This window comes from Variovorax sp. HJSM1_2 (assembly GCF_049316285.1).
Taxonomy (GTDB): domain Bacteria; phylum Pseudomonadota; class Gammaproteobacteria; order Burkholderiales; family Burkholderiaceae_C; genus Rhodoferax_B.
In genome coordinates this window covers 281,630-303,984 of the sequence record NZ_JBMOXA010000002.1, presented here as the reverse complement: position 1 = coordinate 303,984, position 22,355 = coordinate 281,630, and the positions used below count along the sequence as shown (strand labels likewise).

The 22,355-nt window shown below is 62.0% G+C and carries 18 protein-coding genes; 6 read left to right on the top strand and 12 right to left on the bottom strand.

Annotated elements, in window-relative coordinates:
- Positions 1–45: 45 nt before the first annotated feature.
- The 3 genes from ACFQ95_RS03850 to xdhC form a co-directional block, all read right to left on the bottom strand.
- Complete coding sequence (locus ACFQ95_RS03850; protein WP_422829477.1) at positions 46–1,584, bottom strand: methyl-accepting chemotaxis protein; 1,539 nt, start codon at positions 1,582–1,584, stop codon at positions 46–48.
- Positions 1,585–1,675: 91 nt separating this feature from the next.
- Positions 1,676–2,884 (bottom strand): urate hydroxylase PuuD, encoded by a 1,209-nt coding sequence (locus tag ACFQ95_RS03845; RefSeq protein WP_422829476.1) that lies wholly within the window; start codon positions 2,882–2,884, stop codon positions 1,676–1,678.
- Positions 2,885–3,099: 215 nt separating this feature from the next.
- Positions 3,100–3,921: a xanthine dehydrogenase accessory protein XdhC gene (gene xdhC, locus ACFQ95_RS03840; protein WP_422829475.1), complete on the bottom strand. Its 822-nt coding sequence runs from the start codon at positions 3,919–3,921 to the stop codon at positions 3,100–3,102.
- 129 nt (positions 3,922–4,050) lie between these two features.
- Between xdhC and ACFQ95_RS03835 the strand changes: the two genes are divergently transcribed.
- Complete coding sequence (locus ACFQ95_RS03835) at positions 4,051–4,602, top strand: hypothetical protein (RefSeq protein WP_422829474.1); 552 nt, start codon at positions 4,051–4,053, stop codon at positions 4,600–4,602.
- Between the two features lie 332 nt (positions 4,603–4,934).
- Here the strand turns inward: ACFQ95_RS03835 and ACFQ95_RS03830 are convergent, their stop codons facing one another.
- Together ACFQ95_RS03830 and uraH are read right to left on the bottom strand one after the other, a co-directional pair.
- Positions 4,935–5,921, bottom strand: coding sequence for a tripartite tricarboxylate transporter substrate binding protein (locus tag ACFQ95_RS03830; RefSeq protein ID WP_422829473.1), 987 nt, complete (start codon positions 5,919–5,921; stop codon positions 4,935–4,937).
- A 107-nt stretch (positions 5,922–6,028) separates the two neighbouring features.
- Positions 6,029–6,379: a hydroxyisourate hydrolase gene (gene uraH / locus ACFQ95_RS03825; RefSeq protein WP_422829472.1), complete on the bottom strand. Its 351-nt coding sequence runs from the start codon at positions 6,377–6,379 to the stop codon at positions 6,029–6,031.
- An 82-nt stretch (positions 6,380–6,461) separates the two neighbouring features.
- Here uraH and ACFQ95_RS03820 point away from each other — a divergent pair, with 82 nt between their 5' ends.
- The 4 genes from ACFQ95_RS03820 to ACFQ95_RS03805 all read left to right on the top strand — a co-directional run bounded on the left by ACFQ95_RS03820 (position 6,462) and on the right by ACFQ95_RS03805 (position 11,240).
- Positions 6,462–7,142 (top strand): GntR family transcriptional regulator, encoded by a 681-nt coding sequence (locus tag ACFQ95_RS03820; RefSeq protein WP_422829471.1) that lies wholly within the window; start codon positions 6,462–6,464, stop codon positions 7,140–7,142.
- Between the two features lie 108 nt (positions 7,143–7,250).
- Positions 7,251–8,198, top strand: a complete 948-nt coding sequence (puuE, locus tag ACFQ95_RS03815; protein ID WP_422829470.1) for an allantoinase PuuE — start codon at positions 7,251–7,253, stop codon at positions 8,196–8,198.
- A 19-nt stretch (positions 8,199–8,217) separates the two neighbouring features.
- The gene (gene uraD, locus ACFQ95_RS03810; protein ID WP_422829557.1) at positions 8,218–10,008 is read left to right on the top strand and encodes a 2-oxo-4-hydroxy-4-carboxy-5-ureidoimidazoline decarboxylase; all 1,791 of its coding nucleotides are present in this window, start codon (positions 8,218–8,220) and stop codon (positions 10,006–10,008) included.
- Between the two features lie 8 nt (positions 10,009–10,016).
- Positions 10,017–11,240: a M20 family metallopeptidase gene (locus ACFQ95_RS03805; protein ID WP_422829469.1), complete on the top strand. Its 1,224-nt coding sequence runs from the start codon at positions 10,017–10,019 to the stop codon at positions 11,238–11,240.
- 197 nt (positions 11,241–11,437) lie between these two features.
- On the opposite strand, the gene ACFQ95_RS03800 is transcribed toward ACFQ95_RS03805, so the two are convergent.
- The 6 genes from ACFQ95_RS03800 to ACFQ95_RS03775 form a co-directional block, all read right to left on the bottom strand.
- Entirely contained in the window at positions 11,438–12,724 is a 1,287-nt protein-coding gene (locus ACFQ95_RS03800) for an OmpP1/FadL family transporter (protein ID WP_422829468.1), read from the bottom strand.
- A 247-nt stretch (positions 12,725–12,971) separates the two neighbouring features.
- Positions 12,972–14,255 carry a guanine deaminase gene (gene guaD, locus ACFQ95_RS03795; RefSeq protein WP_422829467.1) on the bottom strand — a complete coding sequence of 428 codons (1,284 nt, stop codon included), beginning with the start codon at positions 14,253–14,255 and terminating at the stop codon, positions 12,972–12,974.
- 340 nt (positions 14,256–14,595) lie between these two features.
- Positions 14,596–15,672, bottom strand: coding sequence for a BMP family ABC transporter substrate-binding protein (locus ACFQ95_RS03790; protein ID WP_422829556.1), 1,077 nt, complete (start codon positions 15,670–15,672; stop codon positions 14,596–14,598).
- Positions 15,673–15,954: 282 nt separating this feature from the next.
- Positions 15,955–18,198, bottom strand: a complete 2,244-nt coding sequence (locus tag ACFQ95_RS03785) for a patatin-like phospholipase family protein (RefSeq protein WP_422829466.1) — start codon at positions 18,196–18,198, stop codon at positions 15,955–15,957.
- A gap of 542 nt (positions 18,199–18,740) precedes the next feature.
- Positions 18,741–20,108: an HD-GYP domain-containing protein gene (locus tag ACFQ95_RS03780; RefSeq protein WP_422829465.1), complete on the bottom strand. Its 1,368-nt coding sequence runs from the start codon at positions 20,106–20,108 to the stop codon at positions 18,741–18,743.
- 182 nt (positions 20,109–20,290) lie between these two features.
- Positions 20,291–20,755: an Lrp/AsnC family transcriptional regulator gene (locus tag ACFQ95_RS03775; protein WP_422829464.1), complete on the bottom strand. Its 465-nt coding sequence runs from the start codon at positions 20,753–20,755 to the stop codon at positions 20,291–20,293.
- A 130-nt stretch (positions 20,756–20,885) separates the two neighbouring features.
- On the opposite strand from ACFQ95_RS03775, the gene ACFQ95_RS03770 reads away from it, so the two are divergent.
- A complete protein-coding gene (locus ACFQ95_RS03770; protein WP_422829463.1) occupies positions 20,886–21,515 on the top strand; it encodes a LysE family translocator in 630 nt (209 codons plus the stop codon).
- A gap of 43 nt (positions 21,516–21,558) precedes the next feature.
- On the opposite strand, the gene ACFQ95_RS03765 is transcribed toward ACFQ95_RS03770, so the two are convergent.
- A complete protein-coding gene (locus ACFQ95_RS03765) occupies positions 21,559–22,353 on the bottom strand; it encodes a hypothetical protein (RefSeq protein ID WP_422829462.1) in 795 nt (264 codons plus the stop codon).
- Between the last annotated feature and the right edge of the window lie 2 nt (positions 22,354–22,355).

Here is a 22,355-nt window from a genome sequence, read left to right as displayed (position 1 = left end):
GCTTAGCACATCAGCGCAAGCAGCTACAACAAGCGTAGCAAAAGACTAAGGCAGTTTGAACTGCCCCACCACCCGTTCCAACTCCGCCGCCTGCAGGCGCAGGCTCTCGGCGGCGGCGCTGCTCTGCTCTACCAGCGCGGCGTTTTGCTGGGTGACGTGGTCCAGGTTGGCCACCGCCTGGCCTACCTGGTCCAGGCCCGTGGTTTGCTCACCGCTGGCGGTGCTGATTTCATTGATCAACACACTCACACGCTGCACCTGGGCCACCAGATCACGCATGGACTGACCCGCATCACCCACCAGGGTGGTGCCCGATTCGATTTTGCCCACACTGTCGTGGATCAAGGTCTTGATCTCGCGTGCCGCATTGGCGCTGCGTTGCGCCAGCGCGCGCACCTCGCTCGCCACCACGGCAAAACCACGGCCCTGTTCACCCGCACGCGCGGCCTCCACCGCAGCGTTCAGTGCCAGGATGTTGGTCTGGAACGCGATGCCGTCGATCACGCCGATGATGTCAACGATTTTGTGTGAGCTGCTGGTGATGTCCTGCATGGTGGTGATCACACGCTCCATCACCGCCCCGCCCTGTGTCGCAGCGCTCGATGCGCTGACCGCCATGGCGCTGGCCTGGCGCGCCGTTTCAGCGTTCTGCCGCACCGTGGCGGTGAGTTGCTCCATCGAGGCCGCCGTTTCCTCCAGGCTGCTAGCCTGCTCTTCGGTGCGGTGGCTCAGGTCTACGCTGCCGGTGGCGATCTCGGAAGAGCCAGTGGCGATATTGGCGCAACTGTTGCGCACGGTGCTCACCAGTTGCAGCAGGCTGCCGTTCATGGCCTGCAGTGCCGCCAAAAGCCTGGCGGTCTCTCCGGTACCGCTGATGCGAATGTCGGAACGTAGGTCGCCCGACGCCACCGTGCTGGTGATGGCCACCGCGCGGTCCAGCGGGACCACAATGCTGCGGCTGGTGAACATACCGAGCAGCAGCAACAGCACCCCCGCCACGGCCACCGTGAGCAACATGGTGGTGCGCGCCATCGCGGCCACGGCCACGCTCTGCGCCTCAGACTCTTCTGCGTGTTGGGTGATGCGTTCGCCCAGCGCCTCCATCTCGTCTTCCAATGCCCCAAAGGCCTTGGTGAAGCTGGGCAATTGCGCCTCGGCGGCTGGAAGGTCGGTAAAAGCCAAACGCGCCACATCTGCCGCAGACTTGGTATAGGCATCGAGTTTGGGGCGGATCTTGGTGACGGCGGCGCTGACTTCATCGTTGATATGCAAGCCGTTCAGGGCTTCAATCGCCGCACGGAACTGCTTGGTGTGTTCGGCCAGCTCGGCTTCCACCACACTTTGCTGAGCCGTCTCTTTGCGCGTGCCCGCCAACATGGCGCTGAGCGCATCGCCGCGCAAGGCGTCGTGCATCATGTCGGCTTCCATGTGGCTTCTGGCCGCGTCGCCGCTGAGCTTCAAGTGGTGTGTGGACTCGGCCAGCCTGCCCGCGGTGAAGTAGCCTATGCCGCCGACCACCAGCACAAAGGCCAGCCCGGCCAAGCTGAAGGCCAGCATCTTGTGGCGGATGGAGAGGTTCAGCATGGCAAGCTCCTGGTGAGGGCAAGGCAACCATCAAAGATGCCTGCACTCTACACGTAAGCTTGCCCAGGCGGCACTGCGCCAACGACCCGGACTATTCCGTCTTCGCGCCGCCCTGGAACCACTGGCCGATCAAGGCGCGTTCGGCATCGGTGATGCCGGTGGCGTTGTTCAGCGGCATGGTCTTGGTCAACACCGCCTGCTGGTAGATTTGCGTGGCGTGTTGCTTCACCTGATCGGGGGAATCAAAGCGCACGTTTTTCATCTGCAGGTGGGCGCCGTGGCATTGGTAGCAGCGCTGCTCCAGCACTTTTTGCACTTCGGCATACCCTACTGCAGCAGGCGCTGCAGCGCTGGCCACCACTGGCGCTTGCGGCGCGGGTTGCATCCAGACGATGGTGCCGATGATCACCGCCACGCCGACCAAGGCATAAGCAATGGGGTGGCGATTGCGGCCGAGTTTATAGCCATGGCGCATCACGAAGAACTGGCGAATCGCCGCACCGGCCAACATCATCAACACCAGCACCAGCCAGTTTTGCGGGTGGCTGTAGGTGAAGCTGTAGTGGTTGCTCAGCATGGCAAACAACACCGGCAGCGTGAAATAGGTGTTGTGCACGCTGCGTTGTTTGCCACGCTGGCCGTGGATGGGATCAACCGGTTTGCCCTCTTCAATACACTTCACCATGGTGCGCTGGCCTGGGATGATCCAGAAGAACACGTTGGCGCTCATGGTGGTGGCGATCATCGCGCCCACCAGCAGAAAGGCCGCACGACCGGCAAACCAGTGGCAGGCCAGCCAGGACGCAAAACACACCAGCACAGCGACCAGGGCGCCCACGATGGCGTCGCCGTTTTTGCGTTTGCCAAACACCTGGCAGATGGTGTCGTAGAGCATCCAGAACACCACAAAAAACGACAGCGCCACCCCTATGGCCGCGCCCGGCGTCCAGTCCATCAGCGACTTGTCTATCAGGTAGCTACTGGCATTCCACAGGTAGGACACGGTGAACAGGCTGAAGCCCGTGAGCCAGGTGCTATAGCTTTCCCAGTAGAACCAATGCAGGTGTTTGGGCAACTGGGGCGGTGCACCAGCAAACTTGACCGGGTGGTAGAAACCACCGCCATGCAGCGCCCACAACTCGCCGCTGACACCTTGTTTTTTAAGATCTTCGTCGACGGGCGGCGTCAGGCTGCTGTCCAAAAAAACGAAGTAGAACGACGAGCCAACCCAGGCGATGGCTGTGATGACGTGAAGCCAGCGCAGCAGCAGGTTGGCCCAGTCGAGGTAGTAACTTTCCATATCTCAACCTTTAGGGCGCACCACATCTCGTGGGACTTGTGCGCCGGGCAACCTGCTCACCACCGCGGGCACTGTGAGCAGCATTCGGCCGCGACCAAAAGACCCGGTTAAGAGTCTTGCGCCGCTGCGGCCTGACTTTTTTGATGGGCTGATTCTATGCACAGAAACAAGAGCGGCGATCAGTGACAACAAAACCGTGGAACATCAGCCACGAATCATCCACGGTCGAGCAATAACTGTGCCGCCACCGCCACGGCGATCACCTCGGGTTCCTTGCCCGCAATGCCGGGCACCCCTATGGGGCAGGTCACCTGCGCCAGCTCTTCGGCGCTGAAGCCGCGCTGCAGCAGCCGGCTGCGGAAAGTGGCCCATTTGGTCTTGCTGCCGATCAGGCCAATAAACGGCAGGTCGGCGCGCGAGCGTTGGCGCAACAGGCAGGCGGCCACGATGTCCAGGTCTTCAGCGTGGCTGAAGCTCATGATCAGCACCTTGCTGCCGGGCTCCAGCGCGGGCACGGCGGCCTGCACGGGATCGGAATGTTCGCAGCGCGCGTAGCCGGGCGCGGTCTCGGGAAAAATGCCGTCGCGGCTGTCTATCCAGGTCAGCGCAAACGGCAATGGCGCCAGGACATGGGCCAAGGCGTGGCCCACATGGCCGCCGCCAAACAGCGCCACCGGGTGATGGTGCGGCATCAGACGACGGTGCAGCGCAGGCAGGTCGGCGGCCGTCACGGCTTCAAAGTGCAGTTGCACCACACCGCCGCAGCATTGGCCCAGGCTAGGGCCCAGGGCCATGCGTTCACGCTCCACCAGCGGCGGCGGGGTTTCGCCGCGTTGTTTGGCCTGCAGCCAGTCGCGGGCCATGGCCTCGCTTTTGAATTCGAGGTGGCCTCCGCCAATGGTGCCAACCAGGCCATCGGCAAACACCGCCATCCAGGTGCCCGCAGCACGCGGCACCGAGCCCTGGGTGGACTCAATGCTGACAAGCACCGCTGGCGCCGAAGCCAGGCGCGTCAAAAATAAGTCTGTGATGTGCACACGCGATTCCGAAATGCGCTGGTCTGCCCAGCCCTAAGAGCCTGTTCACGATCTAAAGTCGGCAGTATGCCTGCGGCGGGCACAATACACCGACCCCACGACTGCCAAAACGCCATCGCTTTTTCAGACATGCCAAAGACCACATTCCAGTTTCCCGCCTGGGTCCGTACCGCCACCCTGGCTGCCAGCGCCAGCCTTGCCGCCTTTTTGGCGGGCTGCACCGGCGGCCCTGGCCCGAGCCCATCCGCCCCTGTCAGCCCCGTCACACCCGCTGCACCCAGCAGCCCGACGGCACCTAGCGGCACCACGACACCCGGCCAGCCGTTGCCGCCGCCCGCGCCATCGGTGGCCACCACACCACGCGACTACCGCAAGGATGCGGCGCGCCACCTCTACGCACACAACGCCGACCGCATCTTCAAAGGCAAGCTGCCCGCGCACCTGTACGCCATTGGTGTGCTCGACATCAGCGTGGACGCACGCGGCCAGGTGACACGCCTGCAATGGTCGCGCGCGCCCAGCCACGCACCTGAAGTGGTGAAAGAAATTGAACGCACCGCCCGCGCCGCCGCGCCCTACCCCGTGCCCGCGCGCTTGGGCCGGGTGATCTACACCGATGTCTGGTTGTGGGACAAGAGCGGTCAGTTCCAGCTAGACACGCTGACCGAAGGCCAGCTCTGACAAGCTGCTGCAAAACTACTGCGGAGGTCATCTGCGGCCATCATCGATGCAAGGCGGTGCTCGGAATCCTCACGTACAGAAATACGTTCCGGGGCCTAGCCTCCGGGCGCCTTGCATCTGACCTTCCTCGCTACGTTTTTCAACAAGCTGTCTAGGTCATCACAAAAGAGCAGACTTAAATGGCGCCCCTTCTGGGCCATCCACACGGTCTGAGGCATCCCCAATCAAAAGCACCACAGAACTGGCTTCGCCAGGCTGTAGTTGCGCCCCCTGCAAGGGGGTTGGCGCAGCGACACGCAGTGCGCGAAGACTGGGGGTGTGCCTATCTCAGCTCAGTCGGTGATCTGAAGGTTCTGCGTGCGCACCACGTTGCGCCAGGCACGGTAGTCGGCCTCGATGAAGTGGCCCAGCAGCGCGGGGGAGCCTGGTGCGGCTTCCACGGCGTCGATCTTGAAACGCGCCGTCACCTCGGGCAAAACCACGGTTTTGTTGAGCGCGGCGTTTAATTGGTTGACGATGGCCGGTGGCGTGCCGGCAGGCGCCATCAGCGCAAAGTAGTTCACCACGTCCACGCCGGCCAGGCCGACTTCGGCCATGCTGGGCACATCCGGCAAGGCGCTGGAGCGTTTCGCGCTGGTCACGGCCAGCGGGCGCACACGGCCGTCCTTGATGAAGGGCAGCAGCGCCGGAATGGTGCCGGTGATGAGCTGGATGTTGCCGGCCAGCATGTCCATGGTGGCGGGTGCCACACCACGGTAAGGGATGTGTGTGATGAAGGTGCCGGTCTTGGACTTCAGCAATTCCAGCACCAGGTGGTTCACCCCGCCCGCGCCAGCCGAGCCGTAATTCAGCGCGCCGGGCTTTTCCTTGGCCTGGCGCACCAGGCCCTTGATGTCTTTGATGGAAGTCGCGCTACTGGTGGCCCACACCAGCGGGCCGCTGGCGATCATGCCCACAGGGGTGAACTGGCGCAGCGGGTCGTAGTTGGCGCTGGGCAGTGCAGCGGCAACGGTGGTGAACGGCGAGGCCACCAGCAGCAAGGTGTAGCCGTCGGGCGCGGCCTGGGCCACAGCCTGTGTGCCGATGGCGCCAGACGCGCCGGCGCGGTTGTCCACCACAAAGGTGGCACCCATGACTTCACCCAGCTTCTGCGCCATGAAACGCGCCATGGCGTCGGTGCCAGCGCCCGGCGCAAACGGCACGATGATCTTGATGGGGCGCTCGGGAAAGTTTTGCGCAGCCGCCTTGGTTGCTACAAAACCCGAAGCAGTCACCGCTGCCATGGCAAGCGCCAAGCGCCGATTTGGTTGTGAGTTCATGAAACGAAGAAGTAAAGCTGGGAGAACGAGTGGACGGTCTGGCAGGCGCTATCGTGCGACACGGGCGTGACCGTTTTATGACACCGACAGCACGACCAGCTACGCCATCAACTGCCGCGGTAGGTCGAATAGCTCCACGGACTGACCAGCAAGGGCACGTGATAGTGCTGGTCGACAGCGGCCACACCAAAGTCCAGACTCACCTTGTTGAGAAAGTTGGGCTCGGGCAGCGTCACACCACGGCCGCGAAAATAAGCCGCCACATCGAACACTAGGCGGTAGGTGCCCTTCTTCAGGGAGTTGTTGTCGTACAGCGGCGCATCGGTGCGGCCATCTGCATTGAGTACAAAGCGTTTGACCAGATTGGTATTTTCACCATCGGTGGTGTACAGCTCAACGGCCATGCCAACGGCCGGACCGCCGTGCATGGTATCCAAAACATGTGTGCTCAGTCCCATTCAAATCCTTGACGAAAAATAGTAACATTCGGCGAAACAAATTTGTATACAGTGCTAGTAGATTGGATTATCATCCCCTTCCATGGACTCATTCACCCCCACTTCCACTAACACCAACACCATCGTCGACGCCTTGACCAAGGCGATTGTCGAACATCGGCTGCACCCCGGCACCAAACTCGCGGAACAAAAACTGGCCGACCACTTCGGCGTCTCGCGCACGCTGGTACGCCAGGCTCTTTTTCAATTGTCGCAAAACCGTTTGATCCGCCTGGAGCCCGCGCGCGGTGCTTTTGTCGCCGCCCCTACGGTGGCCGAAGCACGCCAGGTGTTCGCCGTGCGCCGCATGCTGGAAGCCGAGATGACACGCGCCTTTGTGCGTGAAGCCACGCCCGGCCGCATCAAGGCCTTGAAAGACCACCTGGTGCAGGAAAAGTCGGCGCTCAAGGACAAAGACGCATTGGGCCGCTCGGAAGTGCAGGCCGACTTCCATGTGCGCATGGCGCAACTGCTGGAGAACGAAGTGCTGGTGCAGATGATGGTGGAGCTGCTCTCGCGCTGCTCACTCATCACCCTGATGTACCAGACCGAAAGCGCGCAGGAAATCGGCGCCGAAGAACATGACGACATCGTCAAGGCCATCGCCGCCAAGGACGAAGCCCGCGCCGTGCAACTGATGGAAGAGCATCTGCGCAAGATCGAGTCCAGCCTGACCTTCGACCGCAAGGTGCCGAGCAACGACATCGCCATGGCCTTGGCCTGATCTGTGCTTGCGGATGACTGACCGCTGATTCGCAAGTTCACTTTTCATTCACTCTCTTCAGGGACCTGGATCGACGGCTCAACCTTCGCTCCCGGTCCCCATTCATTTATGCCTGATGCAACTCCTACTTATGACCGCGACCTCAAGGGTTACGGCCGCGACGTGCCGCACGCCCAATGGCCCAACCAGGCGCGCATTGCGGTGCAGTTTGTCCTCAACTACGAAGAAGGCGGTGAAAACTGCGTGCTGCACGGCGACCCGACTTCCGAGACCTTTCTCTCCGAGCTGATCAACGCCCAGGCCTTCCCCGACCGGCACATGACCATAGAGTCGATGTACGAATACGGCTCGCGTGCCGGCGTGTGGCGCATCCTGCGTGAGTTCGAGCGCCGCAACTTGCCGCTCACGGTGTTTGGTGTGTCGATGGCGCTGCAGCGCTATCCTGAACTGGTCAAGGCATTCACCGAACTTGGCCACGAGATCGCCTGCCATGGCTGGCGCTGGATCCACTACCAGAACCTGCCCGAATCCGTGGAGCGCGAGCACATGGAGATCGGCCACAACATCATCAAAGAGCTGACCGGCGGCCAATGGCCCAAGGGCTGGTACACCGGCCGCGACAGTCCGAACACACGCCGCCTGCTGGTCGACAAAGGTGGCTACAGCTATGACAGCGACAACTACGGCGACGACCTGCCCTTCTGGCAGGAAGTCACCAAGAGCGACGGCAGCAAGGCCCCGCATCTGGTCATCCCGTATTCGCTGGACACCAACGACATGCGTTTTGTGCAGGTGCAGGGCTTCCACAATGGCGACCAGTTCCTCACCTACCTGAAAGACACCTTCGACGTCTTGTACGCCGAAGGCGACACCGCACCAAAGATGATGAGCATAGGCATGCACTGCCGCGTGTTGGGCAAGCCCGGCCGCTTTGGCGCACTGCAGAAGTTTCTGGACTACGTGCAGAGCCACGAGAAAGTCTGGATCTGCCGCCGCATCGACGTGGCCGAGCACTGGCACAAGGTGCACCCGTATCAAGCCAAGCCAGGCGTATAAACAAGCCATGAGCACACGCATACCCTTGACGCTGGAGCAGCTCAACAACGCCCCGCTGGCCCAGGCCTCGCAGTGGTTGAACGGACTGTACGAACACTCGCCGTGGATTGCCGAGCAGGCCTTGGCCGCGCGGCCTTTCCAGTCGCTGGCGCATTTCAAGCACCAGATGGTGCAGGTGCTGGCCCAGGCCGACACCGCCGCCAAGCTGGCGCTGATCCGCGCCCACCCCGAGTTGGCCGGCAAGGCCATGCAGGTCAACAGCCTCACGGCCGAGTCGACCAACGAGCAGACCAAGGCCGGCCTGACCGCCTGCACGCCCGAAGAGTTGGCACACATCCAAAAGCTCAATACCGAATACGCTGCCAAGTTCGGCTTTCCGTTCATCCTGGCCGTGCGCGGCCCGCGTGGACAGGGCCTGGCCAAGCGCGAGATCCTCGACACCTTTGCGCGCCGCCTGCTGAACCATCCCGACTTCGAGCTGAATGAAGCCCTGCGCAACATCCACCGCATCGCCGAAATCCGCCTCAACGATTTGTTCGCTTATGAACCCACGCTGGGCAACCTAGTCTGGGACTGGCAAGAACGTTTAAGCGTGCACAGCGACCCCGGCTTTGCCGAGAAGGGCCAGCTCACCGTCACCTACCTGACCGATGCGCACCGCGCCTGCGCCGCGCAGATCGCGGCCGACATGCGCGCCTGCGGCTTCGACACGGTAGAGATCGACGCCGTGGGCAACGTGGTCGGCCGCTACCTGGGCGCCGCCGAGTCCGCGCCCTATCTGCTGACCGGCAGCCACTATGACACCGTGCGCAACGGCGGCAAATACGACGGCCGCCTGGGCATTTATGTGCCCATGGCCTGTGTGCAGCAACTCGCCGGGGCGGGCCAACGCCTGCCCTACGGCCTGGAAGTGGTGGCTTTTGCGGAAGAAGAAGGCCAGCGCTACAAGGCCACTTTTCTCGGCTCGGGCGCCCTCATTGGCGACTTCAAACCCGAGTGGCTCGACCAGAAAGACGCCGACGGCATCAGCATGCGTGAAGCCATGCAGCACGCCGGCCACCCCGGCACGCTGGAAGGCATAGCCGCACTGCAGCGCGACGTAAAGCGCTACCTGGGTTTTGTTGAAGTGCACATCGAACAAGGCCCGGTGCTGAATGAGCTGAACCTGCCCCTAGGCATCGTCACCTCCATCAACGGCAGCGCACGTTATCTGTGTGAAGTCATGGGCACGGCCAGCCACGCCGGTACCACACCGATGAACCGCCGCCGTGACGCGGCCAATGCAGTCGCCGAGCTGGCGCTGTACATCGAGCAGCGCGCGGCTCTTGATGGCGACTCGGTGGGCACCATCGGCATCCTGAACATCCCCGGCGGCTCCATCAACGTGGTGCCGGGCCGCTGTGTGTTCAGCCTGGACATGCGTGCGCCCAACAACGAACAGCGCGATGCGCTGGTGAGCGATGTGCTGGCGCAACTGGCCGCCATTTGTGAACGCCGTGGCGTGCGCTACAACACCGAGCTGACCGAACTGGCCTCGGCCGCGCCCAGCGCCCCGGCCTGGCAACAACGTTGGGAAGATGCGGTCACGGCACTCGGTGTGCCGCTGTACCGCCTGCCCAGCGGCGCCGGTCATGACGCCATGAAGCTGCACAAGGTCATGCCACAAGCTATGCTGTTTGTGCGTGGCCTGAATTCCGGCATCAGCCACAACCCGCTGGAGAGCAGCACCAACGACGACATACAACTCGCCGTGGATGCCTTCCAACAACTCATGCAATCGCTGGCCACTTCCATGCCAGCAGGCAACTGAACTTTCCCATGACTGATTACGACAAACTCGACGCCTGGATCGACGCCCACTTCGACGAACAGGTCAGCTTCCTGCAGCAACTGGTGCGTGTGCCCACCGACACGCCGCCTGGCAACAATACGCCACACGCCGAACGCACCGCCGAGTTGCTGGCGGGCTTTGGTTTTGAGGCCGAAAAATTCGCCGTTCCTGACGCCGAAGTCAAAGCCGTGGGCATGGAAAGTGTGACCAATCTGATCGTGCGCCGCCACTACGGCCCCGGCCGTGTGGTCGCCTTGAACGCCCACGGCGACGTGGTGCCGCCAGGCGAGGGCTGGACACACCCGCCCTACGGCGCCGACATTGCCGACGGCAAGATGTATGGCCGCGCCACCGCGGTCAGCAAGTCAGACTTTTCCAGCTTCACCTTTGCGGTGCGTGCGCTTGAATCGCTGGGTGCCAAGCTGGGCGGCGGCGTGGAACTGCACTTCACCTATGACGAAGAGTTTGGCGGCGAGGTTGGCCCCGGCTGGCTGCTGAAGAACAAACACACCAAGCCCGACCTGATGATTGCCGCCGGTTTCTCCTACCAGGTGGTGACGGCGCACAACGGCTGCCTGCAAATGGAAGTCACGGTGCACGGCAAGATGGCACACGCTGCCATACCCGACACCGGCGTGGACGCACTGCAAGGCGCGGTGCACATACTCAACGCCCTGTACGCGCAAAACACGCTGTACAAGAAGGTGACGTCGGCGGTGGAAGGCATCAACCACCCCTACCTGAATGTGGGCCTGATCCAGGGCGGCACCAATACCAATGTGGTGCCCGGCACGGTCAGCTTCAAGCTCGACCGGCGCATGATCCCCGAAGAAAACCCGACCGAGGTCGAAGCCAACATCCGCGACGTGATCAGCAAAGCCGCCGCCGAGGTGCCCGGCATCAGCATCGACATCAAGCGCTTGCTGCTGGCCCGTTCAATGAAGCCGCTGCCGGGCAACCAGCCGCTGGTGGAAGCCATCCAAAAACACGGCGAGCAACTGTTCGGCGAGCCGATTCCGGCCATGGGCACACCGCTCTACACCGACGTGCGCCTGTACGCCGAAGCCGGCATTCCCGGCGTGATCTACGGTGCCGGCCCGCGCACCGTGCTCGAATCCCACGCCAAACGCGCCGACGAACGCCTGGAACTGGAAGACCTGCGCCGCGCCACCAAGGTGATCGCGCGCACGCTGCGCGACCTGCTGGCATAACCCGGCCGCACACAGACAAAAGCCCTGAACCGTTCACACGGTTCAGGGCTTTTTTTTATCCAAGCGCGGATGCGTCCGCGCGACGGATCACACGGTTTTGCATTCAGCCGGATAACGAGGCGGGAAGCCGAAGACAGTGCTGTAGCACGGCGAGGCAAACCAACGAAGTGATACGGATGAAGGCAAAGCCGTGCCGGTCAGAAGCTTTGTGAGTACTGCAGACCCATGACCAAACCGCTGTCCTTGTAGGTGCCGTTCACAGCGCCACGGCCAGCAGCGGCCTGGTTGTTGCGGATCTCGGCGTCCTTCAGGTACAGGTAGGCGATGCCGAAGTCCAGCGTGGAGGTTTGGCTCAGCTTCCACTGCGCGCCGGTGGACAACCAGATGCGGTTGTTGTCCGGCAGCGAGGTCAGGCGGGTGGTCGCGCCCTTGACCGGGGTCTGGTCATAGGCGATGCCGTACTTGAACTTCCAGGTGTCGTTGTACTGGTAGTTGGCACCCAGGGCTACGCGCCAGGTGTCGCGGAATTCCGTGTCCAGCGTTTGGGCCACGGTGCCGGCAGCGGCGCCCGAGGTGCGCACGATGTCGATCTTGGGAATGCTGCTCCAGCCAGTCCAGGACACGTCGCCCAGCAATTCCCAGCTTGGGTTGAGCTTGTGCGCCACGCTGGCGATGAAGGTGTCGGGCAGCGTCACATCGGCCTTGACATTGGCCGCAACGGCGGCGTTCACCGCGGCCGAGGCGCTACCACCGGCCAAGGTGCCGGTTGCGTCGTATTTGATCTTGGAGCGGTAGGACAGACCCAGCTTGGTCGCGGGTGCGAGCTTGAACAGCGCACCAACGTTCCAGCCCCAGGCGTTGTCGTCCAGGCCCAAGGCCAGCGGTGTGGCGCCCGGCAGGCCAGGCGGCACGGTAGGCACAACGGCCAGTTGGCGCGTGTAATCGGCCGTGAGACGTTGCCAGTTCAGGCCAAAGCCCAGCGACACCATGTCGTTGGCCTTCCAGGCAATCGACGGGTTGATGTTGTAGGTCTTGACGTCGAACTTGTTCGACTGGGCGCTGCCGGTCCAGGGCGCGTCATATTCGGTCTTGGAGCCGAACGGTGCACCAAAGCCGATGCCAGCGTACAGCCCGTCCTGCAGTTTCCACGACAGATAGCCGTTGGGCGCTACGCCCCAGTGGCCAGCATCACCACCCGAGCCTGCGGTAGCCAGCGTGCCAACCGAAGAACCCTGGTTCTGGAACTTGAAGCTGGGCTTGATGGCGGTGGCGCCAATCGAGAACTCACGGTCTTTGAGCTCGGTCATGCCGGCCGGGTTGAAGTAAATGGTGCTGGCGTTCTCGGCCACGGCGGCAGAACCGGCATAGGCGTTGCCGATGCCGCTGGCGTTCTGCTCCAGCAATTGGAAGCCGGCAGCGCCTGCGCTGCCCGCAAAAAGTGCGGCAATCAGCGCCGATAGATGCTTGATGTTGTAGGTATTCATCGTGTCTCCAGAGTCAGTAGATAGATCTGTTGATGTTGCAACAGCCCTTTGACACTGTATCAACGAAGTGAAGACACAAAGCGCCAACAGCCGCGCCGAGCGTCACCTAGGTAACAGGGCTGAGGGCCGCCTGCCCCGAAAACACTGCCTGAACGAGTGTTTTTGCGGGTGCACTGGTATGGCCCCAGCCAGGACACGGATTTTGAACTGGCGCCCAGGCGGCCCAGCGGCGCCAGGCCCGCGGCGCTTAGCCAGCCTGCGAAATCACCGTGCGTTCGACCAGGCGGTCGTCGCCCAGCACAATCATCGCAAACAGCAACTCATCGAGCGAATTCGCCAGGCTGGTCTTGCGTGCCAACAGCGGCGTAGCCTGTGGATTGAGCACCACAAAGTCGGCCTCGCAGCCCTTTTGCAAGTTGCCCACCACGCCGTCCAAACCCAGCGCGGCGGCGGCACCGGCCGTGTGTTGCCACCACAGCTGTTGCGGCGACAGCGACAGGCCGGTTTTGGTCTGGCCTTCACGGCCCACGTAGTAGGCGGCCAGCATGGTGTGGAACGGGCTGAAGCTGGTGCCGCCGCCGACGTCACTGGCCAGGCCGTAGCCAAAACCAACGCGGTCGGCACCGGCGTAGTCGAAGAAGCCGCTGCCCAGGAACAAATTGCTGGTGGGGCTGATGGCGGCCACGGTGCCGGTGTCGCGCATCAGCGCACGGTCGTCGTCGTCGAAGTGGATGCAATGTGCGTAGACGGCGCGCGGGCGCATCAGGCCGAAGTCGTTGTAGGTGGCGAGGTAGCTGCGCGAATCAGGAAACAGCTCACGCGCCCAGGCGATTTCACCCAGGTTTTCGGCCACGTGTGACTGTATCCAGACATCTGAATATTTGGCCGCCAATTCACCGGCACCACGCAGCTGCGCGGCTGTGCTGGTGGGCGCAAAACGCGGCGTGATGGCGTAGCCCAGGCGGTCCACGCCATGCCAGCGCTTGATTAGCGCCTCGGTGTCGACCAGGCTTTGCTCGGTCTGGTCGCGCACACCGTCGGGCGAGTGGCGGTCTTGCAGCACCTTGCCGGTGATCAGGCGCATCTGCTGGCGCTGCGCCTCGGTGAACAAGGCATCAACCGAAGTCGGGTGGCTGGTGGCGAAGGTGAGCGAGGTGGTGACACCGTTGCGCAACAGCTCCGCTACAAAAAACTGAGCTACTTCCGCAGCGTAGTCGGGCGCGGAGAACCTGCTTTCATGTGGAAAAGTGTAGTTCTCCAGCCACGGCAACAAACCATCGGCCGGGGCGCCGATCACATCGGTCTGCGGGTAGTGGATGTGCATGTCGACAAAGCCCGGCGCAAGTATGCGGCCGGGCAAATGCTCGATGTTCAGGCCCGCATAGTCGGGCGCGAGTTGGGCATAGGCGCCGACGGCGCGCACCACCTGGCGGCCTTGCGCGTCGGGACCGACGACCAGCAGGCCGTCTTCATCGTACTGGGCACGGTGTTGCTCGTCGAAGCGGAGGATAGAGGCGCGGTAGGCTTTCATGGGTAGGGCCTGTTCACACTATGGATGCAAGTGCGAACGTAGTTAGAAAAGCGCCAATCAAGGCGCGGGGTGACGGCCAGGCGTCCGCCTGGCCTAGACCTGCAATGCGGAGTGGCGGTTTTCTAACCACGTTCCCTCCGGGTTGCAGCCCAAAAGACCAGCCGCAGCGTTGCAAAGCCTTGCCGGGGTTCACCCCGGCCGCGTTTTGCGCCTCGCCTCTGGCCCTTTGGACAGCAACGCATCTTGTATCCATAGTGTGAACAGGCCCTAGCTTAAGCAATAGATGGGCCGAGCGGGATACCGATCGGCCCATAAAGGTTATGGCGTGACCGCCAAGAAATCAGGGTGATAACTTGCCCACCACGCCCTCAACCAGCCAGTTCATCTGCAGGATGTCGGCATCTGCCAGCGTCGAACCGGGCGCCACCACCTGCTTGCCACTGTTGTCGTGTATGCCGTTGGCACCGGCCTTGAACGGGTGCAGTTTGCCGCTGGCAATGTCCTGTTGGCGCGCCAGCACTTCCTTCTGCACGGCGGGCGGCACTTTGCTGCCGAAATCGCCCACGCGGATCATGCCCTGCTTGACGCCGCCCCAGACGTTGCCACTCTTCCAGCTGCCGTCCAGCACGGCGCGCGCGCGCTGGGTGTAGTAGCCGCCCCACTCGTGCGTCACGGCGACCAACTGCGCATCGGGCGCCACGTTGCGCATGTCGGAGTGGTAGGCCACGGCAAACTTGCCACGCTCTTGCGCGGCCACCATCACGGCGTTGGTGGCGGTGTGCAGCGTGACCACGTCGGCATCCTGGTTGAACAGTGTCATCGCGGCTTCACGCTCGCGTGCCGGGTCGAACCAGGCGTTGAGCCAGATCACCTTGACCTGCGCCTTGGGGTCCACCGAACGCATGCCCAGGGTGAACGCGTTCAAGCCCTGCAGCACTTCGGGGATGGGGAAGCCGGCCACATAACCCGCCACATGGCTTTTGCTCATGCGCCCTGCCGCCACACCCGCGAGGTAACGACCTTCGTAATAACGCGCGTTGGCGGTGGCCACGTTGGGCGCGGTTTTATAACCGGTGATGGACTCGAACTTCACGTCCGGAAATTCCTTGGCCACCTTCAGCGTGGGTTCCATGTAGCCAAAGCTGGGCGTGAAGATTAGCTTGTTGCCCTGCTGCGCCAGATCACGGATCACACGCTCGGCGTCCGGCCCTTCGGCCACGTTTTCCACGTAGGTGGTCTTGACCTTGTCGCCCAGCGCACGTTGCAACTCCTGGCGGCCCAGGTCGTGCTGGTGCACCCAGCCGGCATTGCCCAGCGGCGCCACGTAGACGAAGGCCACCTTTAAAGGCTCAGCCGTTTTGGATGCTGTGGGTGTTTGTGCAAACGCTGGAGCGAAGCAAAGGGTTGCCGCCAGCATGGCGACAAGCTTGCGGCGCGGGGTTGCGAGGGAGTGGACGCTGGCACACACATCTTGCGGACGTGCGGGTGCTCCACTGCGTATTTTTGAAGTGACGCTCTTCATGCTTAACCTTTGAAAAAAACACGTCCGGCATGTTTGAACGGGACGTTCAACTCAGCCGGACGGAGGGGTGCTGCCTAAGAGCCGGCTCCCAATCGATTCGGAAGCGGCTCAAAAAGCCAGGGCACATATTGTCCCACGATGTGTTTTTCAGTGCGTCGCCAAGGACTTAACAAGGACTTACCAAGGTTGCCCCAAGTAGAAATACAGGGCCTGGCGCTTGCCATCCGCCCGGCCATAGGCGAGGTACATGGGCCCCAGGGGCGTGTCAAACGCCACGTAAACCGACGAACCGAAGCGGTTCTGCGTACGGCCAGAGCCGCTGAGGTTTTCACCAATGCGCCCGGTCTCCAGGGAAACACCGGCATAGGCACCGTCCAGAAAGCCGGCTTTGGCCAAACGGTAGTTGTAGACCACGCGGCCCAGCACGTATTCGTCGCCCGCCAACTCACCCGTTTTGTAGCCCGACAGGCGTTGAAACCCGCCCAGGTACGAAGCCTCGTGCGGCGGCAGGGGATCCGCTCCCGAAGCCCCTACTCCCGCCACTGCGAACTGGAACACGTGTGGGCCAACGCTGTAGGCCGTGCGCAGCGAAGCCGAGAGCTTGTTATAGCTGTAGGTGGCGCCAAACGTAGGCCGCGAGTTGAACAGATCCAGGTTCAGCAGGTAACCATCCTGCGGAAAGGGCAAGTTGTCCAGCGTGTCTATCTTCAAGCGCAGGCGCACACCACCCGTGGCCGCATTGGCGTTGCTCAGTTCACCCACCGGCACCGAGCTGGTGTCGTTGTGGAACGACGCATGCCCCTTTTCCGCACCCAGTCGCACCTCGCCCGCATTGCCCAGTTGCAAGCCCAGATCGGCGCCAAACTTGCTCTGGCCGAGGCGGAAGCTCGCCACTCGCAAGCTGGCGTCGTTGTACAAATCGATAGGCTGACGCCCGGTCTGTGCGTAGGCCGCCACAAAGTAACGCTGGCTGGCACTCAGCGGCTGGTACCACTCGGTACGCAGGTAATCCTCGTGGCCAATCTGCAAGTCGTTGCGCCATTCACCACCCAGACTGTTCAGCCAGGTCGAGCGCTGCGTGGCCAACAGGTTGAAAAAGGAGTTGCCCTGAAAATCGGACGACAGGCCCAGGCCAAAACGCAGGTAGTTCGGCCCCCAGGATTTTTCGGTCACACTCGCCGTCAGCACATAACCCTCGCCGGGTTCATTGGCAAACGTGTAGCTCACCGCCTCGAAGTCGCCACGCCCATAGAGGCGGCGCATATCTTCATCCGCGGCGGCGGCGTCAAACTTCTGGCCGGGTCGGATCTGCATCGTTTCGGCAATCGTCTCCGGATCCACGCGCTTGGTGCCGTCCACACGCACCACGTCAATGCGCTGGCCCACAGGCATTTGTGCGGCATTGCGCGAAGCGATCAACCCCGCATAGGCTTGCTCGGGCATCTGATAACGCGCCAGGGCCGCGTGTGCTTCGTTTGCCGCCTGTTCACCGGCGCGCGCGGCCTCTGGCAGATGGTCAAAATCGCTGCTGCTGATATCGCTGAGTTCAGGCGTGATGAGCACATCGCGCGGCGTCAGTTCGCGCAGCGAGTCGGCGACGTTGGTGGCCGTCAGGATACGCAGCAACTGGTCCGAAGCCGACAGCAGTGAGGTGATCTCCTTCTTGCTCAGCAAGGGTGTGCCGATGTTCACGGCAATGATCACTTCGGCGCCCATGCTGCGCGCCACGTCCACCGGCAGATTGCGCCGCACGCCACCATCCACCAGCAAACGGCCATCCAATTCGACCGGGCTGATCACCGCTGGAATGGCCATGCTGGCGCGCACCGCCTGGGCCAGGCTGCCGTGGTCCAGCACCACCATCTCAGACGTGGCCAGATCTGTGGCCACCGCGCGAAACGGAATGGGCAGGCGATCAAAATGGGTGTCTTGCTGGCGCGCCGTCAGCCGGCGCAACACCGCCTCCAACGCCACACCGGCCACGGCGCCCTTGGGCAAGGACATACCGCCGGCGCTGATGCCTATTTCCGGGCCCACATAGTTGAGGGCGTCGTCGTTCTTGCGCTGCGGTGGCACGGCTTCGCGCACCACGTCCCGGAACAGCAGCGCCGTGCTGAGCGTGCGCATCTCTTTTTCGATGTCGGCCAGGGGCATGCCTGTGGCATAAGCCGCGCCCACGATAGAGCCCGCGCTGGCCCCGACGATCATGTCTATGGGCACATGCAACTCTTCCAATACCTTGAGCACCCCGATGTGTGCGCCGCCGCGCGCCCCGCCGCCGGAAAGCACCAGGGCGATCTTGGGGCGCGATGGCGCAGGCGCAGCAACAGCGGCCGCCGGGTCAGGCTGGGCAGACTGAGCAAAAGCGCCAGCAGCCGTGGCCCCCAACAGGCACAGCGCCAACAAGAAACGAATAGGCATGGCTAAACCGAAAGTTTGAACGGCATCCGGGATGCCCAGGCGGGACCGCCTCCCAGCGCCCCGTATTTATGCTTCAAATATACCGCTGCGAGGTCATTTGCAGCCCACGCTGTTACATCGAATGCAGTGATATTGGCACTCAGCGCGATGCCATAGGGCGCCGCCCGAGCAGCCGCGGGTCGGCCTCATGGTCGGCCGCGCCCCAGGTGCGCGTTGGCTGATAGGCCCTGTCACGGAGAAACTGCCGGATGGCACGGGTGGACGCCGCGTCCAATGTGGCAAAAGGCTGGTCCAGGCAAGCGAGCATCGCGCCACGCGCAAGAAGCGCCTAGCAAGTGCAGCAGGCGGCTCCTGCCCGCACCTTCATCGCCGGTGACGCCAACCCATACGGCGGGCAAGGGCAAGGGCCAAACATCGGGGGAAGAATTCAAGCCCGGCTTCATCTTGCCAACGGCTGCAAGCGGCAGAAGCGGCCGTGCGCCGGTTGGCAAACATGCCACAAAGGCCACAAAGGCTGAAGCGCAAATCGCCTCAACGAGGCTTCACCAGGGTTCAGTCTGCGTCGCCAGGACCTTGCACAGGGCCTCGAAACACTCACGGTCAAGCGCCGTATCCACGATCTCGGACATCATCCTCAGCGTCTTGACGACTGGCACCGCGCCGCGATAGGGCCGGTCGGCCGAAATGGCGTCGAAGATGTCCGCCGTGGTGATGATCCGTGTCTCTAGCGAAATTTCCGCACCCGAAAGTCCCTTGGGGTAGCCCGTACCGTCCAGGCGTTCGTGGTGTGCGGCGGCCATCTGTGCCAGTTCGCGGAAGGCGCCGATGCGCGACAGAATGGCCTCGGTATGTTGCGCGTGCGCCTGCATCACCGACCATTCGTCTTGCTCCAGCTTGGCGGGTTTGTCGAGCAAGGAATTGCTGACGCCGAGCTTGCCCACATCGTGCAACAGCGCACCACGGCGCAGCCAGCGGCGGCGCGCGTCGGGCAAACCGAGTTCAATGGCGATGGCATCCACGTAACGGGCCACACGGGCGCTGTGGCCACTGGTAAAGGGACTCTTGCTGTCGACCACCTGGCCAAAGGCTTCGGCAATGTCATCAAGATAGTCATCGTCGAGCACCACGTGGCCACGCGCGGGCTCCATGGCGAAAACGCGGGCCTCGACTTCGGGCGACGCCAACACTCTCCAAAAGCCTGGATCGGCCGCCACGCGTTCAAAGATCGTCACCAGTTGCGGATCAAACCAACCGCCCGAGCGGCTGCGCACCTCGCGCAGCGCAGCCTCTGCATCGCCGGTGGTGTGGAAGACGTCAATCACCTGCGACAGCAACGCAATGCGCGCGTACAGCGGAATCGCGTTGCCCTGCAGCCTTGCCGGGCGCCCCGATCCATCCCAGTGCTCGTCCAGACTGCCCACGCCCTCGGCCACCGCCTCGCCAAAGCGCAGTTGCCGAGCGATGGCAGCACCGCGTGTGCACCGGGTCTGGATCAGCTCATCCGCGATCTCTGGGCCATTGCGCATGATGTTCATGATGCTGCGCAGGCGCTCGGAGAGCCCGGCCTTCAAACCCGTATGCGTGAAGACGAACTTGAGCATTTGCGGCAGGCTGTCGCCGACCTGCTTGAAGTCGCGTTTGAAGCTGAGGTCGTCGGTGAGGTACAGCTCGCAGATGCGCGCAGCGTTGCTGCTGCAGCCCAGATCCTTGAGCAGCAAGGTGTAGTAGAGGTCGCGCAGTTGCATCTCGTCGAGGCCAAGTTGCAGGCCCACATGCATGCCGATCCAGCACACGCGCACACAGTGGCCCTTGGGCTGCCCCTCGGTAATGTCCAGGGCATGGCTCAGCGAACCGATCAGCTCAGACAGTTCCAGGTGCTGGACTGCGGGTTGTGCCCCCACATGAGGCATGGCAAAGCTGGCTGACAACGGCGGCGCGCTGCTGCACGTTGGCTTTGGCGCATCGCAGACAAAGGGACTCTCGAGCAAATCACTTGTATTCGTATCGTTAGATGCCACGGCGTACCTTTGTTGTTGCTGTGTTCAAAAGCGCCATGGTGGGGCCAAAGGCTCGATGAAATGTGACTCAACTGTCAACTTGTTGCAAGGCCTGCCGGCACGGGCGGCTGCAACGCCCGCCCCGGAATCGGCGACGACATGACAATCGACGTGCGCGTCTCGCCCAAGTGGTTGATACCGGCCAGAAAGCTCTCCAGATGGGCAATGTCACGCGCCACCACTTTCATCAAGAACGAATCCTGGCCGGTGACGTGGTGGCACTCCAGTACTTCGGGGCGCTCTTGCAGCAGCGCGATGAGGCGCGCCTTTTCGGGCTGCAAGGTGGTAATGCCAACGATGGCCATCAAGCCGTAACCCACCATGGCCGGCGGCACCACGGCCCGGTAGCCCGCAATCACCCCACTCTCTTCCAGCCGCTTGAGCCGCTCGGACACCGCAGGTACCGACAGTGCCACACGTGCGGCCAGCTCGGTAAGGGAGATGCGTGCGTCTTGCTGCAGAACCTGCAAAATTTTCCAGGACTTGCGATCAACTTCCATTTTTTAGGCCAAGAGTCAAAAGCTCAGTAAATAAACAAAGCAGATTCTCATTATTCAGAAAAATCGGCATTCACCAAAAGAGTTTTGCAGAGCATCCTCAAGCCCTCCCAGTTCCTAATTTCTGCTTGTCATGGATACCCCGTTGTTCTTCAAAGCCGCGCTGATTGGCCTGTCCATCGCCGCCCCAGTCGGCCCTATCGGCCTGCTGTGTATTCAGCGCACCCTGGCACGTGGGCGACGCATTGGCTTTGTGAGCGGACTGGGCGCCGCAACCGCCGATGCCGCCTATGGCGCGCTGGGGATTTTCGGTATCTCGGCGCTGACAGCTACCTTTGTCGCCTTGCGTCTACCACTGGCCTTGTTGGGTGCGCTGTTTCTGGCATGGATGGGCATGCAGATACTGCGCAGCCCGGCCCCCTCTCAAGCGGCTCAAGCGGGTGACATCCGCGAAGGCGGTGCAGCCTTCAAAGCCTATGCCTCGGTGTTGCTGCTCACGCTCACCAACCCCATGACCATCCTGTCGTTCAGCGCCATTTTTGCCACGCTGAGTGCGGGGGCGGCAACCACAACATCGCCGCTGTGGATGGTGTTGGGGGTGTTTTTGGGTTCAGCCATTTGGTGGCTGGGCCTGAGCCTGGTGGTGGCCGCTCTGCGCCACCGCATTAAGGCGCGCAGCATGGTGCGCATCAACCAAATAGCAGGCTTGGTGCTGCTGGGCTTTGCGGTGAGTCAGTTGGCATCGCTGTGGATCAACCGATGAACTTTGCGGTTCGCGCAGACCACGGCAACACATCAGGCCAGCATCAGGGCGCTAGCGGCTCCACCTGAACCGACGCCACCAAATGCATCAACGTCTCGTGAACCGCGCGCTGCGCCTCGGGATATTTCAATGATTCCTGGTTTGCGCCCATCTCAATCGCCAGCGTGTAGCCGGTGTCGCCCAAGGGGATCAACCAGTTCTCGAAAGGACCACCCACTCTGCCAGGCTCTTTCGGGCGCAATTGATCCTCGGGCAGCGCCTGCACCATCCAGGTCTTTGACTGCACCACTCGCGTGCTCCAGCCAGCTTCCGGGTACTGCTCGCTGAACACCGCCTGCAGTTCTGGCAAGCTCCGCCTTTGCAAACGCAATCGTAGGAAATGGCTCGAACGGTCCCAGTACTCGAAACAAATAGGTCGCCATCCAATCTCCCGGATCTGGCCTAACGTTTCTTTTTCTCTGCTGACCTCCGTGACGCTGCGAACGTATCGACTGAAGTTATACGGGCCAATCTTGGAGTCAAAGCGCTGCCACGTTTTGTCGTCTTGTTCGTAGATATCTCGAACCGAGAAAAACCAGCTTGAATGTCCCGAAACACCACCGACCTGCTCTACTGATCGATAACTGCATCCGGTGGTACGCAACCACTGGTGAGTAACTTGGTATCGTTCTAACAACTTGTATTGATATGTTTTATAGAGGCCAGTCAACGGGGCATCCATCGCCCCCGGAACGGCGTAACGATCGTCGTTTCGCTTAATCGCTTGTTCAACAGACCCACAACCTCCAATAATCACTAAACCTGTGAGGCTCAAAATTCGAAGTATTTGATCGCACATAG

Bases quoted from the DNA above. Each gene is read 5' to 3' on its own strand.
- uraH (WP_422829472.1), bottom strand. From the start codon at position 6,379: ATGGGACTGAGCACACATGTTTTGGATACCATGCACGGCGGTCCGGCC.
- ACFQ95_RS03790 (WP_422829556.1), bottom strand. From the start codon at position 15,672: ATGCTGGCGGCAACCCTTTGCTTCGCTCCAGCGTTTGCACAAACACCC.
- ACFQ95_RS03835 (WP_422829474.1), top strand. From the start codon at position 4,051: ATGCCAAAGACCACATTCCAGTTTCCCGCCTGGGTCCGTACCGCCACC.
- ACFQ95_RS03800 (WP_422829468.1), bottom strand. From the start codon at position 12,724: ATGAATACCTACAACATCAAGCATCTATCGGCGCTGATTGCCGCACTT.
- ACFQ95_RS03765 (WP_422829462.1), bottom strand. From the start codon at position 22,353: ATGTGCGATCAAATACTTCGAATTTTGAGCCTCACAGGTTTAGTGATT.
- ACFQ95_RS03775 (WP_422829464.1), bottom strand. From the start codon at position 20,755: ATGGAAGTTGATCGCAAGTCCTGGAAAATTTTGCAGGTTCTGCAGCAA.
- guaD (WP_422829467.1), bottom strand. From the start codon at position 14,255: ATGAAAGCCTACCGCGCCTCTATCCTCCGCTTCGACGAGCAACACCGT.
- ACFQ95_RS03820 (WP_422829471.1), top strand. From the start codon at position 6,462: ATGGACTCATTCACCCCCACTTCCACTAACACCAACACCATCGTCGAC.
- ACFQ95_RS03845 (WP_422829476.1), bottom strand. From the start codon at position 2,884: ATGGAAAGTTACTACCTCGACTGGGCCAACCTGCTGCTGCGCTGGCTT.
- ACFQ95_RS03805 (WP_422829469.1), top strand. From the start codon at position 10,017: ATGACTGATTACGACAAACTCGACGCCTGGATCGACGCCCACTTCGAC.
- puuE (WP_422829470.1), top strand. From the start codon at position 7,251: ATGCCTGATGCAACTCCTACTTATGACCGCGACCTCAAGGGTTACGGC.
- ACFQ95_RS03850 (WP_422829477.1), bottom strand. From the start codon at position 1,584: ATGCTGAACCTCTCCATCCGCCACAAGATGCTGGCCTTCAGCTTGGCC.
- ACFQ95_RS03830 (WP_422829473.1), bottom strand. From the start codon at position 5,921: ATGAACTCACAACCAAATCGGCGCTTGGCGCTTGCCATGGCAGCGGTG.
- ACFQ95_RS03770 (WP_422829463.1), top strand. From the start codon at position 20,886: ATGGATACCCCGTTGTTCTTCAAAGCCGCGCTGATTGGCCTGTCCATC.
- ACFQ95_RS03785 (WP_422829466.1), bottom strand. From the start codon at position 18,198: ATGCCTATTCGTTTCTTGTTGGCGCTGTGCCTGTTGGGGGCCACGGCT.
- ACFQ95_RS03780 (WP_422829465.1), bottom strand. From the start codon at position 20,108: ATGCCTCATGTGGGGGCACAACCCGCAGTCCAGCACCTGGAACTGTCT.